At 49.8% G+C, this 14,204-nt stretch carries 13 protein-coding genes; 4 read left to right on the forward strand and 9 right to left on the reverse strand.

Annotated elements, in window-relative coordinates; all coding sequences use genetic code 11:
• Positions 1 to 220: 220 nt before the first annotated feature.
• Complete coding sequence (locus PGL01S_RS22040; RefSeq protein WP_127496732.1) at positions 221 to 676, forward strand: hypothetical protein; 456 nt, start codon at positions 221 to 223, stop codon at positions 674 to 676.
• Positions 677 to 787: 111 nt separating this feature from the next.
• On the opposite strand, the gene PGL01S_RS22045 is transcribed toward PGL01S_RS22040, so the two are convergent.
• The 6 genes from PGL01S_RS22045 to PGL01S_RS22070 form a co-directional block, all read right to left on the reverse strand.
• Positions 788 to 2,212, reverse strand: a complete 1,425-nt coding sequence (locus PGL01S_RS22045) for an NAD-dependent malic enzyme (protein ID WP_127496733.1) — start codon at positions 2,210 to 2,212, stop codon at positions 788 to 790.
• A gap of 37 nt (positions 2,213 to 2,249) precedes the next feature.
• Positions 2,250 to 2,495, reverse strand: coding sequence for an HPr family phosphocarrier protein (locus PGL01S_RS22050; protein ID WP_127496734.1), 246 nt, complete (start codon positions 2,493 to 2,495; stop codon positions 2,250 to 2,252).
• Between the two features lie 21 nt (positions 2,496 to 2,516).
• A complete protein-coding gene (locus PGL01S_RS22055) occupies positions 2,517 to 3,200 on the reverse strand; it encodes a TerC family protein (protein WP_244935710.1) in 684 nt (227 codons plus the stop codon).
• A 27-nt stretch (positions 3,201 to 3,227) separates the two neighbouring features.
• Positions 3,228 to 4,754 carry a tripartite tricarboxylate transporter permease gene (locus tag PGL01S_RS22060; protein ID WP_127496735.1) on the reverse strand — a complete coding sequence of 509 codons (1,527 nt, stop codon included), beginning with the start codon at positions 4,752 to 4,754 and terminating at the stop codon, positions 3,228 to 3,230.
• An 11-nt stretch (positions 4,755 to 4,765) separates the two neighbouring features.
• Positions 4,766 to 5,224: a tripartite tricarboxylate transporter TctB family protein gene (locus PGL01S_RS22065; RefSeq protein WP_127496736.1), complete on the reverse strand. Its 459-nt coding sequence runs from the start codon at positions 5,222 to 5,224 to the stop codon at positions 4,766 to 4,768.
• Between the two features lie 66 nt (positions 5,225 to 5,290).
• Complete coding sequence (locus tag PGL01S_RS22070) at positions 5,291 to 6,316, reverse strand: tripartite tricarboxylate transporter substrate binding protein (RefSeq protein ID WP_127496737.1); 1,026 nt, start codon at positions 6,314 to 6,316, stop codon at positions 5,291 to 5,293.
• A gap of 211 nt (positions 6,317 to 6,527) precedes the next feature.
• On the opposite strand from PGL01S_RS22070, the gene PGL01S_RS22075 reads away from it, so the two are divergent.
• Both PGL01S_RS22075 and PGL01S_RS22080 read left to right on the forward strand, forming a co-directional pair.
• The gene (locus tag PGL01S_RS22075; protein ID WP_127496738.1) at positions 6,528 to 8,144 is read left to right on the forward strand and encodes an ATP-binding protein; all 1,617 of its coding nucleotides are present in this window, start codon (positions 6,528 to 6,530) and stop codon (positions 8,142 to 8,144) included.
• Positions 8,144 to 8,851, forward strand: coding sequence for a response regulator (locus tag PGL01S_RS22080; RefSeq protein WP_127496800.1), 708 nt, complete (start codon positions 8,144 to 8,146; stop codon positions 8,849 to 8,851). The genes PGL01S_RS22075 and PGL01S_RS22080 overlap by 1 nt, the downstream gene beginning before the upstream one ends.
• Before the next feature lie 16 nt (positions 8,852 to 8,867).
• Here PGL01S_RS22080 and PGL01S_RS22085 read toward each other — a convergent pair whose 3' ends face one another.
• On the reverse strand, positions 8,868 to 10,853 hold the full coding sequence (locus PGL01S_RS22085) for a beta-galactosidase (protein ID WP_244935703.1): 1,986 nt from the start codon (positions 10,851 to 10,853) through the stop codon (positions 8,868 to 8,870).
• A gap of 116 nt (positions 10,854 to 10,969) precedes the next feature.
• Between PGL01S_RS22085 and PGL01S_RS22090 the strand changes: the two genes are divergently transcribed.
• Positions 10,970 to 11,842 carry an AraC family transcriptional regulator gene (locus tag PGL01S_RS22090; RefSeq protein ID WP_127496740.1) on the forward strand — a complete coding sequence of 291 codons (873 nt, stop codon included), beginning with the start codon at positions 10,970 to 10,972 and terminating at the stop codon, positions 11,840 to 11,842.
• A 281-nt stretch (positions 11,843 to 12,123) separates the two neighbouring features.
• On the opposite strand, the gene PGL01S_RS22095 is transcribed toward PGL01S_RS22090, so the two are convergent.
• Positions 12,124 to 13,449: an LLM class flavin-dependent oxidoreductase gene (locus tag PGL01S_RS22095; protein WP_127496741.1), complete on the reverse strand. Its 1,326-nt coding sequence runs from the start codon at positions 13,447 to 13,449 to the stop codon at positions 12,124 to 12,126.
• 32 nt (positions 13,450 to 13,481) lie between these two features.
• Positions 13,482 to 14,027, reverse strand: coding sequence for an OsmC family protein (locus PGL01S_RS22100; protein WP_127496742.1), 546 nt, complete (start codon positions 14,025 to 14,027; stop codon positions 13,482 to 13,484).
• Between the last annotated feature and the right edge of the window lie 177 nt (positions 14,028 to 14,204).

Here is a 14,204-nt window from a genome sequence, read left to right on the forward strand (position 1 = left end):
TTTTTGCGGCTTTCAATGTCACGTCCTTATGTCAGAAAAGGGATTCATGGGATGTCCGAATCATAGGGTGAAAAACTTATCTTCCCGCCTAGGATTTTCCTTATCTCTCTAGTGAACGAATTCTATGAAACTATGAATCTATTAAATAAGCACTAGCACAGGTGAATCTATTAAATCGTGAATACAATATATTACTTTACAGCTAGAAGGAGTGATAAGATTGAAAATGAAAAAATTCAAAAAAACGACGGCAAAGAGAGTGACCAGAAGCAGCAAAATGAAATCGCAATTGGTTACGATGCTGCAGAATCAAGCGAGTATAAATAACTTTGTCGCCGCATTGAGTACCGGTGTCATTAACAAAAGTACGGCTGTCACTATTGCCCATACCGAAATCTTGAATCGCCGAAATTCAGCCATTACCGTAAGGGTCATCGTTATCAACTGGGATTCCGGTTCACCTGTCGTGCTAAGTACCACGAACCGTGTAATTCCGGCTAACACGTTCAGCAGCTTTTCGACTAATGTCGGCGGTATCCAATTTCATTACGAGGTTGTCGTTTTAACTTCAAGAACTTCAAACGTCATTATCAACAACTTCGGTACCAACGCCGCCTTTGTACCGCAGGAAGGCAGTACGGTATTGAATAATGACTTGGTTAGAATCAGTATCTAATAGCAAAGTCCAAAAGTAATTGAAAAGCCCTCGCATCGACCATGATTGGTGATGCGAGGGCTTAAAACTTGTTATCCCCTATCCTCTGATATGCCTGCCGGCGTCTGCAGGTTAGCTGGTTGTGCTTCGCACTCTTCTGCGCGCTACGCCGGAGGCATAAGCCGCTTGAATGACTGCTTCCTTCACCCGTTCTGCAACATGCGGATTAAATACGCCCGGAATGATGTAATGCTCACCTAATTCATCTTCGCTCACGACGTCTGCGATTGCCTGGGCCGCTGCTAGCTTCATCGCTTCCGTAACGTGGGAAGCCCGGCAATCCAGCACGCCACGGAATAGACCCGGGAAGCACAGCACGTTGTTAATCTGGTTCGGATAATCCGAGCGTCCGGTTGCCATAACGCGGACAAGGCCCTCGGCTTCCTCCGGCAAAATCTCCGGAGTCGGATTAGCCATCGCGAACACTATCGGATCGGCAGCCATCCGTTCAATATCCGTGCGCTTTAGTACGCCCGGGCCCGAAACACCGATAAAAATATCCGCGCCTTCGATAACATCGGACAACGCTCCGCTCTCCATCTCCGGATTGGTATGCTCCGCATACCAGCGCCATGCTTCGTGCGCATAGCTGTTGCCTCGTACAAGCGCGCCTTCGCGGTCAACGCCTACAATCCGCGTTACTCCCGCTGCCTGCAATATTTTCGTGCATGCAATGCCTGCCGCGCCGATACCGCACAGTACGATCTTGCAATCTGTGAGCTGCTTGCCGACTAGCTTCACGGCATTATACAATCCAGCTAGTAGAACAACGGCAGTTCCATGCTGATCGTCATGAAAAACCGGAATATCCAGTTCCTCCATCAGCCGTTGTTCGATCTCGAAGCAGCGCGGGGACGAAATATCCTCCAAATTGATGCCGCCGAAGGCCGGAGCGATCCGTTTGATCGTAGCGATGATTTCTTCCGTATCCTGCGTATCCAGACAGATTGGGAAAGCGTCAACGCCAGCCAGCTGCTTGAACAGCATTGCCTTGCCTTCCATGACCGGCATCGCAGCGAGCGGGCCGATGTTGCCAAGCCCCAGAACCGCGCTTCCGTCCGATACGACCGCAACCGTATTGCGTTTAATGGTCAGCTTGTGGGCACTGTTCGGATTGTCGTGAATAGCCATGCAGATGTTGGCGACACCGGGGGTATAGACACGGGAAAGATCGTCCCTTGTTTTGATGGTCATTTTGGGCGTTACCTCGATCTTACCGCCCAGATGCATCAGGAAGGTCTGATCGGACACTTGCAGTACCGTTACTCCTGGCAAATGGTCAAGCATACGAACGATGACATCCTTGCTCGCCGCATCCACAATATTAATCGTCAAATCTCGAACGGTCGACGTTCTGCCGTTGCCGCTTACGTCGATGGCGACAATATCGCCGCCCGCTTTGCCGATTGCCGTAGCAATCAAGCCAAAAGTTGCCGCCTCCTTGTCCATCTCCAGCCGGATGACGATGTTGCTGCTCCCTGTTTTCGGCATAGCCATTCTTCTCAGCTTCCCTTCCAGTTCAACTTTTGTTCCGCTAACGTGTCAACGTAACCGGCAGGCCGTGCTTTTCGAACAACCGGGCCATGACCGCCTTCGCTTCCAGCTCGTCCGGACCGTGAATTTCCAGTTCATATTGCGAATCATGCAGCAGAGACAGACTGAGTCCAAGAATGCTCTTCACATCGATCACCCGGTTGTCTACCTTCATCACAATGCTCGATTGAAACGTGTTGGCCGTTTGATTGATTTCAACAATCGTTCTAGTGCCTAAGCCATCCATAAGAGCGCCTCCCTTTGTTTTCTAGGATTGCACATCTTGCCTAATAACCGTGTGCAGTTTGCGCTGCATCAGCTTGCCAGCTGTCACGATGGCAACGGCAAGCAGCACCGGAAGCAAGCTGTGAACGATTGGCGGCCATGTATCCACTGCATGCGCGACTCTCTCATCGCCAATGATCATTTCGCCAGCGGTATATCCAAGCAAAGCGACGCCCAGCACGATAATGATCGGAAATTTCTTCATTAATCGCATGATTAGCGTGCTTCCCCAAATAATGAGTGGAATGCTTATCGCAAGTGCCAGGCCGATGAGCGCATAGTTGCCATCCGCCGCGCCGGCAACGGCCAGAACGTTATCCAGACTCATAACCAGGTCGGCGATTAGAATCGTTTTAATAGCCGCGCCGAGTTCGCTGCTGGATGCCAGCTCCCCCTCTTCGTCGCCCCCCTTCATCAGCTTCAAAGCGATCCATATGAGCAGCAGCCCTCCGGCCAGCTGGACGAAAGGGATATGCAGCAGCCAAACAGCGGCAAACGTTAGTACGATTCGAAGCGCAATAGCGCCAAAGCTTCCAAAGAAGATCGCTTTCTTCTGCTGCTCCTCGGGTAAATTGCGGCAAGCCAGGGCAATAACGACAGCATTATCGCCGCTGAGCACTATATTGATCAGCATAATTTTGAGCAGGCCGAGAAGAAGCCACTGCAGATCCACCTTAAAAAACCTCCTATCCGTTTAGCCTTCTTCGTTAATGATGACCTTCTTGCCGCGTAGCTTCAGTAGAAGCGGAATGCTAATCCACAACACTCCGATAATAAGGAAAGCGAGGGATACCGGCTTTTGCAGGAAAATCATGAAGTCGCCGTTCGAAATCGTCAAAGCCCGCCGCATATTGTTCTCCATCATCGGGCCGAGAATAAGGCCAAGGACGAGCGGAGCGAGCGGAAAATCATTCTTGGACAATACATACCCGATGATCCCGCAAGCCATAATGAGCAGCAAATCGAAGGTTGAATACTGCACCGCGTATACCCCGAATACAGAAAAAACAATAATAAGCGGAATTAAATATTTGGCCGGCGTCTCGATGACCTTGGCGAACAGCTTGACGAGCGGCATGTTCAGAATAAGGAGCATCAGGTTGCCGACGAACATGCTGGCGATAACGCCCCACGCGAGCTGCGGGTGATCCTGGAATAGCAAAGGACCCGGCTGAACGTTGTACATAATGAACGCGCCCATAAGAATGGCCGTCGTGCCCGACGAAGGAATACCCATTGTAAGAAGCGGAATCATTGCGCCGCCGGAAGCGGCGTTGTTCGCCGATTCCGGTGCGGCTACGCCAGCGATAGCGCCTTTGCCGAACTTCTCCGGGTTTTTGCTAAGCTTCTTCTCCATCACATAGGAAAAGAAGGAAGCCAGAATCGCGCCGGCGCCGGGAAGCAGGCCGATGAAGAAGCCAAGCACGGAGCCGCGGGCGATCGGCCCCGCGCTTTCTTTCATATCCTGCTTGGTCGGGAGGATACGATTGATCTTGGCAATTTCGCCATCGCTATTCTCACGCTCCAGAATCGTCTTGAACACTTCGCCGACGGCGAACATGCCGACTGCGATGGTCAAAAACTCAAGTCCTTGATAAAGCTCCGGCATTCCGAAAGTAAAACGCTCGACGCCCGATACGCTGTCGATGCCGATCGTCGCCAGCAGCAGGCCGAACGCCGTCATCATCAGCGCCTTCACCATCGATTTGCCCGCCAGGCCGCTGATCGCCAACAAGCCGAGCACCATCAGGGAGAAATATTCGGCAGGGCCGAACTTGATTGCGACAGCCGACAGCGGCTGCGCAAGAAAAATGAGGCCGATGAGCGAAATAATGCCTGCAGCGAACGAGCCGATTGCCGAAATCGCGAGCGCGGCGCCAGCCCTGCCCTGCTTCGCCATTTGATAACCGTCGAGCGTAGTGACGACCGATGAGGATTCGCCTGGCGTATTTAGCAGGATTGAGGTGGTAGAGCCTCCATACATCGCCCCGTAATAAACCCCTGCAAGCAATATGATCGAGCTGGTGGCTGCTTCCTCGGGTCCGAGCCCTCCGGTCATGGTAGCCGTAATGGGGATAAGAAGTGCAACACCGCTCATCGGGCCGATACCGGGCAGCACGCCAACGACGGTGCCGATCAACACACCCAGGAAGACAAATACAACGTTATGCCACTGCATGGCCGTAGCCAGTCCATGCGCCAAATAATCAATTGTGCTCATCGAGTAGCCTCCTAGGAGATGCCAAGCCAAGCTGGGAAACCTGGCAGAGAGCCGTCCAGCACGTTGACAAAAAGATAATAAACGCCGTACGAGAAGCAAGCGGCAATGAGAACTGATTTCCACACTTTGCCTCTTTCCATCGTCTGAAAGCCGATCAATAGGAACAGAAACGTCGAGATGACGAAGCCAATGTCCTCCAGGAAGAAGGCATATAAGACGGCTGCGGTGAAAATAATGCCGAACCGTTTGTAGTCAAGGTTGGATTTGCTTTTGTGCTGCTGTTTGCGGAATGTCTCGTAGATGAGTCTTACACTCATCAAGGACAAAAAACCGCCCAGAAACATAGGGAAAATGTTCGCCCCAACATTGCTGCCGTAAGAGCTTGCCGTAATGGATCTGCTGCCGATCATAAAGGCGATTCCGATCGCACAGAAAACGATGCCTGCATAGCGGTCAAAAGAAAAGTTCACCTTGGTCACTCTCCTCTATAAAGCATTAGGGAAGAAGATTCTCCCCCCTAATGCTGTCTTATTTCTTTATTTTTGCATGCCCAGCGCCGTCAGCATTTCGTTAAGCTGCGTTTCCTGCTGTCCCAGGAATGCTTTGAAGTCTTCCGCGTTTTTGTAATCGGTCTGCCAGTTGTTGGCCGTCATTTCGGATTTCCATTGCTCGGATTCAACCATCGCTTTCAGCTTTGCATCCCAGAAAGCCTTAGCATCCGCACTCATCTCCTTCGGACCGAAGATGCCGCGCCAGATGAGAAACTCTGCGTCAATGCCCTGCTCCTTCAGCGTTGGCACATCCGCCAGACTGCCGCCGGTCAGCCGCTCCGGGGACTCAACCGCGAGAACCTTAATCTTACCGGCCTTTAAGTATTGGTCGAGCGAGGACGCATCCGTGCCCAGCACATCAGCGTTGCCGCCAAGCAGGGCGGTAATCGCTTCGCCGCCGCCGTCATAGGAAACGTATTTGACGCTCTTCGGATCAATTCCGTATTTGAATGCAGGCAGGATCGAGACCAGATGATCCATCGAGCCTGGTGCGGACCCGCCAGCTACCGTAAACTTCGACGGATCTGTCTTCATGTCGTCCAAAAGCGATTTCAGGTCGTTGTATTTGGAATCCGCAGCAACGGCGATGGCGCCGTAATCCTTCGTCAATTGCGCCAGCGGCGTCGTATCGTTATAGCCGTAAGGCGAGTTCCCTTCCTTCTTCAAATGGTTGATCAGAATCGGAGGAGAGCTGACGAACAGCTTATGGTTGTCCTTAACGTCTTTCGTCGCATACTCGGCCATGAATACAGCGCCGCCGCCGCCCGGCTTGTTCTCGACGGTGATGGCCTTATCGGTCGCTTTTGTTTCCGTCAGCACCTTCGTAATAGCGCGCGCCGTCATGTCCCAGCCGCCGCCTGCGCCCGATGGCGCTACGAGCGTCAGCGATTTGCTCGGATAGTTCGAGGAGCCGGAGCCCGATTGGCTCGATGCGTTGCCGCATGCAGCAAGGCTGAGGGCGAGCAAGGCGATTGGAGCGGCTTTCCAGGATTTCATAAGTATTTTTTTCATGTATGAAGACCTCCCGCATGAAATTTGTTTTTTGTATGCGCTTTCTTTGAAGCGCTTTCAGAATAACATCCGATTTATCAAATGAGAATGTTAAGGACATAAACGATAATAAAGCGATTGTGGCCATTTTGTTCATTTTGTTCACGGACGTCATTTAAGATAGCGGTTACAAGTTATGCTACAATAGGAGGAAAAATCGGAGGCGTCCTGCATGCGGCTGCAAACGAAGCTCATTCTTATCATCTGTTCCCTGCTCGCTTTCGTCATTATTAGTTTGGGCGGCATTTTCTACGTTGTCATTACTACCCTGCTGGAGAAGCAAATCGGGGAGCAGGCGCTCAAGGTTGCGGAGACGCTTGCAGTCATGCCCGAAATCCGCAGCGCCTTCGACGACAAGAACCCTGCGCTCGTCATACAGCCTCTGGCCGAATCGGTTCGGCTCGAAACCGGCGCGCAATACATCGTCGTTGGGAATCGAGAAGGCGTACGGTACTCCCATCCGATTCCGGAACGAATTGGCGGGCTCATGGTCGGCGGGGACAACGGTCCTGTTCTTGAAGGAAAACCCATTATTTCCAGGGCTACCGGCTCAATGGGCCCTTCCCTGCGCGGCAAAGCTCCGATCTTTGATAAAAGCGGCCGCGTTATCGGCATCGTTTCCGTCGGATTTTTAACCGGCAATGTCAATTCCATCACCGATGCGTATCAAATTGAAGTGATGCTCGTTTCCTTCGTCGTCCTTGTGGTAGGCACGATTGGCTCCATCCTCATTGCCCGCAGCGTAAGGCGGTCCATCCACGGCCTTGAACCGAAGGAGATAGGCGAACTTTATATGGAGAAACAAGCGATTCTGGAATCGATCCGCGAAGGCATCATCGCGATTAACCAAGCCGGACGCATAACACTGGCCAACCGCTATGCGCACCAGCTTCTTGCCATACCCGAGCACGAGAGCATTATCGGCAAGCAGGTGGAGGAGATCATTCCGAATACAGGTCTGATGGATGTTGTTCGTTCCGGACTTGCCCAATCCGATCGGGAGATGCTGATTGGCGAGGAAGAGGTCATTGTGAACCGCGTACCGATCAAAGATTTTCAGAATCGGGTGAGCGGCGCCGTGTCCAGCTTCCGCAGCAAATCCGAGCTGTACCGGCTTGCCGAGGAACTATCACAGGTCAAGCGGTTCGCGGATTCGCTTCGCGCCCAGACCCATGAGTTTTCCAACAAGCTGTATGTGATCTCGGGACTTATCCAGCTCGAGTCTTATCAGGAAGCGATCGAGCTTATTTCAAGAGAAGCTAGCGTTCATCAAAATCTCGTCCAATTCATCATGCGCGAAGTTCCCGACCCGGTAATCGCCGGGCTGCTCATTGGCAAATACAATCACGCCAAGGAGCTGAAGATCACCTTCCGTCTTGACGAGGAAAGCTCCTTCCGCGACATACCGGCTCATATAGACAGAAGTCTGCTCGTCACTATTATCGGCAATCTGGTTGATAATGCGATGGATGCAGTGCTTGCCCGCAGAGAGCTGGACGAGGACAACAAGCTTACCTCCTTGTTTCTGACCGATCTAGGCGATGATTTAATTATTGAATGCGAGGATAACGGTGTTGGCATACCTGAGGATTTCAGCGAGGCTATATTCAAGAAGGGCTTCTCCACCAAGCAAGGTGAACATCGAGGCATAGGGCTATCTCTAGTTGAGCATGCCCTTCATAAACTGAACGGCTACTTGACCTTCAGCCGCAGCTCTCAGGGAGGTACGATTTTTACGGTAGCCATACCAAAATATGCGGATTTAAGCCAGAAGGAGCAATCGAAATGATGACGGAGGCGCCAACTATAGAAGTGCTGATTGTGGAGGACGATGTCAAAATCGCTGAAATCAACAGACGCTTTGTGGAACAAATCGAAGGTTTTCATGTCGTCGGCATTGCTACCGACGACACACAAGCCCGGACGCAACTGGAAGTGTTAAATCCCCAGCTCGTGCTGCTCGACATATACTTTCCCGATACGAACGGATTAAGCATGCTGCACTACATCCGTCAGCATTATCGGGATACGGACGTCATAATGATTACCGCCGCAAGAGAAAGCGAAGCGGTGCGTGAAGCAATCCGTGGCGGTGCATTCGATTATATTATGAAACCGCTCGTCTTTAACCGGCTCAGGGAAACACTCCTTCGCTATGTTGCCTTTCAGACAGAGCTGCACCGTTTAGCGCATTCGCATACCGTTAACCAGAACGATATCGACCGCGTGCTTGCCGGTTCGAGCAAGGTTGAGATTGCTGCAGATTCCATGCTGCTGCCCAAAGGAATTGACAAGCTCACGCTGGAGAAGGTCGTACAAACGCTCGCCTCCGAGAGCAAGGGCTTGTCGGCTGAGCAGGTTGCGAAGCTGATCGGCACGAGTCGCTCGACGAGCAGGCGGTATTTGGAGCACCTTGTCGGACTAGGCAACGTCTATGCCGATCTGTCCTACGGTGTCGTCGGCCGGCCGGAGCGTGTCTACCGAACGAAGAAATAGAATGGCTGACACAAAGCTATACGTTTTTCTGTGGAAGCTCCACGATTTCGATCGCATAAGGCTCCATTGTTAAGACTTGGTCCATATCACAATCGTTGAAGATACTTCTATATATCCCATCAAGCTGTACGGTCTGTGGCTTACGCGTAAGGTTCATTAGGAACAAATATCGTGTTGACTCATTTGCACGCAATGAGATTTGAACACCTTCAGGTAATCCAGGGAATAAGTGCAGGCCTGATTCGTCTGCAGCCTTTTTAAAGAAATCTACATAAAAAGCTTCCTCAGGAATCGTTCCCAAGTAGTACACTTTGCCTTCACCTAAAGCGTGAACGGTTGCAGCGGTCTGTCCGGCGAAGAAATCATCTTCGTACCATGCTACAGGTTCCGCACTTTGAGGTGATAAGATGTCGCACCATTGACTGCAGGAGTAAGACTTGTCTTGCCAACGAATAGTATGAACATCTCTGCCTATTGGATCGTACTCCGCTACAGTGACCCCCGCAGCATCGGAAAGAGGTCCGGGCAAAGGTCGAATCCAACATATGTTATTTGGATTCTTCACGCCTGTTCGAGGCATCAATACAAGCGTCGCCCCATTCTTGACGCATTCCTCCAAACGTGACGCTAGATCTGGGTCGAGCAAGAATAGCGAAGGAGCCACAATGAGCTTATATCCGCTCAGGTCTTCATTCTCGCTCAGTACATCTGTCATAATGCCTAGTTTAGTGAAGGCGCGATGAATTGTTTTTATATTATCGAAATAATCCATTCCTTCTACTTGCGGCTGCATCTGAAAGGCGTTAAATTGATCGTGCGAATGAAGGATAACCGCTTCGCTCTGTACTTTTGTCCTTTCTAAGAGAGGAGCAAGTTTCTGTACTTCTTGGCAGAGTCCACGGTACTCTTCAAACCGCCTGCCGGGTACATTACTATGGTCAATCAGCCCGTGCCAGAATTGTTCTGCTCCCGACGGAGCGCTCCGCCACCGGAAATGCACAAGCGTATCCGCTCCACGTGCAATGCATTGCCAAGCAAAGGCTCGTATAAATCCAGGATGTGGTGTTCGCCACATCGGCATCCAGCAGCCTGGGGGACCGCTAATCGTCTCCATGATCCAGAAATTCTGCCGTTTGATTCCGCGCGTCAAATCCAAGGTCAATGCTCCACTATATCCACTTGAAACATCCTTTTCCGGACTCGTGCTCGGATAATAATCAAGGGAGACAAAGTCCAGATTCTCACAAAGTTTGTAGTAATCTAGGCTCATCGGATAGCTCCAGATGTTGTGTGTAACGAAATGATTCGGACAATGCTTCTTCAAGATGTTCAATTGCAGTTGTTGGAACTCGACTACCGAATCGGTTTCAAAACGTTTGTAATCCAGTAAATACGATGGATTTTTATGCTTGGTGCCTCCTAGTGGGGTAGTGATTTGTGACCAATTGCTGTATTCCCCGCTCCAAACGACAGTCCCCCATTCTGAGTTGACTGCCTCGATAGAACCATACTTATTTTGCAACCAATCCCGGAACCGCGAATTGCAATGATCGCAGTTGCACTCATGCAGACCGAACTCATTATCAATCTGCCATCCTACGACAGCTGGGTTAGCCGCATAGTGAAGCGCAAGCTTTTCCACGATTAAGGTCGAGTAGTGTCTCATTGAAAGGCTATTATAACATCGGTGTCCCCGAACTCCGGGATAGTGCGGATGCAGCTGTGCATCACGCGGCAGTACATCTGGATACTCATGGACAAGCCAATTCGGAGGTGTACAGGTCGGGGTTCCGATAACAACCTGGATAGCATGTTTTGCAAATGTATCGATTGCATCATCAAGCCACGTAAAGTCATAACAGCCTTCCGTGGGCTCTAATCTAGACCAAGCGAATTCAGCAACACGAATCAGGCTGACGCCCGTATCTTGCATGAGCTTCGCATCTTTCTCCCACATGGAGCGATCCCAATGCTCCGGGTAGTAATCCATCCCCATTCTCATCTGATAATTCTCCATTTCTGATATCATTATTTTGCTTGCAATTCATTCAATAGGCTTATTATATTATTTATATAAAGAGCATTAAATCACACTTTTTTGTTATACATATCACTATTATGCTATTTGAGGTGAGATCATTGCGCATAAATCACTTTGTTCCTGACCCACGATTCGAACGCTTTCTCTGTTACCCAGAATCATTTGGCCACTACGCAAACGAGACAGAGCACTACGAGAACCGGCCTAATGGACTCACCACATACAACTGGCATATCGTTCGGGCTGGCAAGGGATATGTTCGGATCGGAGAGAAAACCGTGGAGCTGAACAGTGGTACAGGTTTTCTATACGGTCCAGGTGTGCCACAGCAATACTACGCTGACAGTTTTGAGCCATGGGATATCAGGTGGATTCATTTTACGGCTCGCGGTTTAGGTACACTACTGCAAGGACGGGGGGATCGAGAGCCTTGGCTCTTCTCGTGGGAAGGCGTAGAAGGGCTTGACCAGTTGTGGTCAGAATTGTTAGATTTCCGCATGCCTCCAATGCAGGAAGGAGCAGCTAGATTATCTGCCATTACTTATGAAATGATCGCTTTAATCGTGCAGCATGCTGAGACTATTGAAGGCAACCCTAAACCTGGAATGCGGGACAGGCTAACTGTGGCAGCGGAGTGGATACGCTCACACTGCCATGAGCCGCTCACGCTCGAGCAGATGTCATCGCAAGCTAGCTGCAGTCCTTCGCATTTCAGCAGGCAGTTCCACAGCTTAATTGGGAAGACTCCGATTGAGTATTTAACGGAATGCCGTATTCTCCAATCCAAAAACCTACTGGTATCGACGAGCATGACCATAAAGAATATTGCTGAGCTTGTCGGTTTTGCAAACAGTACATACTTCATTCAGCGGTTCCGAAAGTCAGAGGGGATGACCCCGGAACAATTCCGAATACTACGAGGTGCCGGAAACAACCAACAAATTAACTGAAAAGACCGAGTAGAGCATTGATCTCCTCAGTCTTTTTTTTGTTGCTTCATTTCCGGTCGTTTCCACTTTGTTGAACTAAAGCCAATTAAGCAGCTTGATAAAAACAAAGAAAAACCCTTGATACACAAAGGTTTTTCTTTGTTTTTATTATGGTGGAGTCAAGAGGGATTCGGACCTCGTTTCGCTCGTCTTCTCATCATGGGATGCCCGAATCTTTTATTGAGTGGCTGACGATGCTTACTCATCTTATTAACTTAACGAATTCATATATCGTTGCAGGTCTATGAAATGGTATGAGAAAGTGTATTATGATTACGCGGAACCGAGAGTCCTAGGTTTCCGCGAAGAGTATCGCTTTCGTACTCTGTACGGAACAAGCCTCGCTGTTGCAGGACTGGCACGACCAAATCAACAAAATCGATCAAGCCATTCGGAACGACTGTATAGATATTAAAACCGTCCGCCGCCCCACCTTCAAACCATTCTTGTATCCGATCGGCCACCTTCTCAGGCGTGCCGAAAAACGCGGTACGAGGCGTAGAAACCCGAAGCGCCACTTGACGAAGCGTCAGCTTTTGCTCCCTTGCATCACGCTTGATCATATCAGTCGTGCTGCGGAAGCTGTTACTGCCCACATCGCCGATATCAGGGAAAGGCTCATCCAATGGAAAAATAGAGAAATCGAAATGATCGAAAAAGCGTCCCAAATAATTCAAGGCTTGTTTAATTTCAACCAATTCGACAATCTCCTGATACTTTCGTTCTGCCTCTTCTTCTGTTCTGCCGACAATCGGACTTATACCCGGGAAAATCAAGATCTCATCCGCTTTCCGTCCATACGTCTCAGCTCTTGCTTTTACGTCCCGGTAGTAAGCTCTCGCTTCTTCAAATGTTCCATACGGCGTATAAACAGCATCTGCCGACTTAGCAGCTAGATCTCTTCCTGACTCCGAAGCCCCAGCTTGAAATACAATGGGATATCCCTGCTTGGATCGCGCTACATTTAATGGACCCCGTACTGAAAAATGAGGGCCTTTGTGGTTTAGTGTATGCAGCTTAGACGGCTCGAAGAAAACGCCGTTCACTTTGTCCCCGATAAAAGCATCATCTTCCCACGAATCCCACAAGCCTTTGACAACCCCTAAATGCTCTTCAGCTATTTCGTAGCGCAAGCCGTGATTCGGGTGTTCCCCCTTTCCGAAATTGAGTGCCGAGCCTTCCAATGACGAAGTGACTACGTTCCACCCCGCTCTTCCACCGCTCAATTGATCTATCGATGCGAATTGCCGGGCAACCGTAAACGGTTCGCTATAAGAAGTGGAAACCGTCGCGACAAGTCCTATGTTTGATGTTGCCCCAGCCAAATTGGATAAAAGGGTCAGCGGCTCAAATCGGTTTAAAAAATGAGGATTGGATTTCTCATTAATAAACAACCCGTCTGCGATAAATAAAAAATCAAATTTACCTTCTTCCGCCTTAAGTGCCTGCTTTTTATAAAAATCAATACTAACGCTAGCATTTATTGGAATCTCCGGATGACGCCAAAAGGCGATACTGTTGCCCACTCCGTTTAATTCCGCCCCTAGCTTTAATTGCCTTTGAGACATGGTTATCCCCCATTTTTCCCTGGAAATGGACTCTACAACACTGTTGCTGAGCTTAGACGACTGATTTCCAATTGCCCTTCAATTTGCTGAGGGTTGCGAAGCAGGTTGAAGATCGGACAAACCTGTTCGATCGCTTGATGGAGCGCCTGCAATGTTTCCTCTGACTCTTCGGATCCTATTATCAATTTGTAGTGAATGTTATGAGGGTAAATCGGGATATGCTCGTAGCCCGGACGACCCGCTAGCGGGTGCATCTCCCCTGTTACTTCAACTTCAAGCGAGTGAAGAGAGACTTGTCTTTCAGCAGCTTGGATTAATGCAATGTGCGTCAGGCAGCTTCCGAGCACCCCAAGCTGAAGCTCAGGAGAAGAGGGACCAAGATTATAGCCCGCGAAATCCGGCGGACTGTCGCTTATGACTTGGAAGTCCCGAATTCGGATTTCCCGAACACCGCTTCTTCCTGACGCTCTTACCTTAGCACTGATAGAATTAACTTGATCCGGCTGTTTCTCGGCTTGAACTCTACGCGTTAGAAGTGCTTCCCTTTTCTGTTTCAAGTATTCATTTAAGGTTCCCATGCTTCTACTATCCCCTTTCCTATATAACGATCCACTTTGAAGTCCGGCCCATGTACTGAAAGCAAACTTAAACAGATAAATCACCTAAAAATAGTTGGTTTTAAATAATATAGAACAACTCAAACAGCCACGTCTAATATAAAAGATCAATACGCTCATTTTACATTTCTATAATTG

The sequence above is a fragment of the Paenibacillus glycanilyticus NBRC 16618 genome (assembly GCF_004000805.1).
GTDB lineage: Bacteria > Bacillota > Bacilli > Paenibacillales > Paenibacillaceae > Pristimantibacillus > Pristimantibacillus glycanilyticus.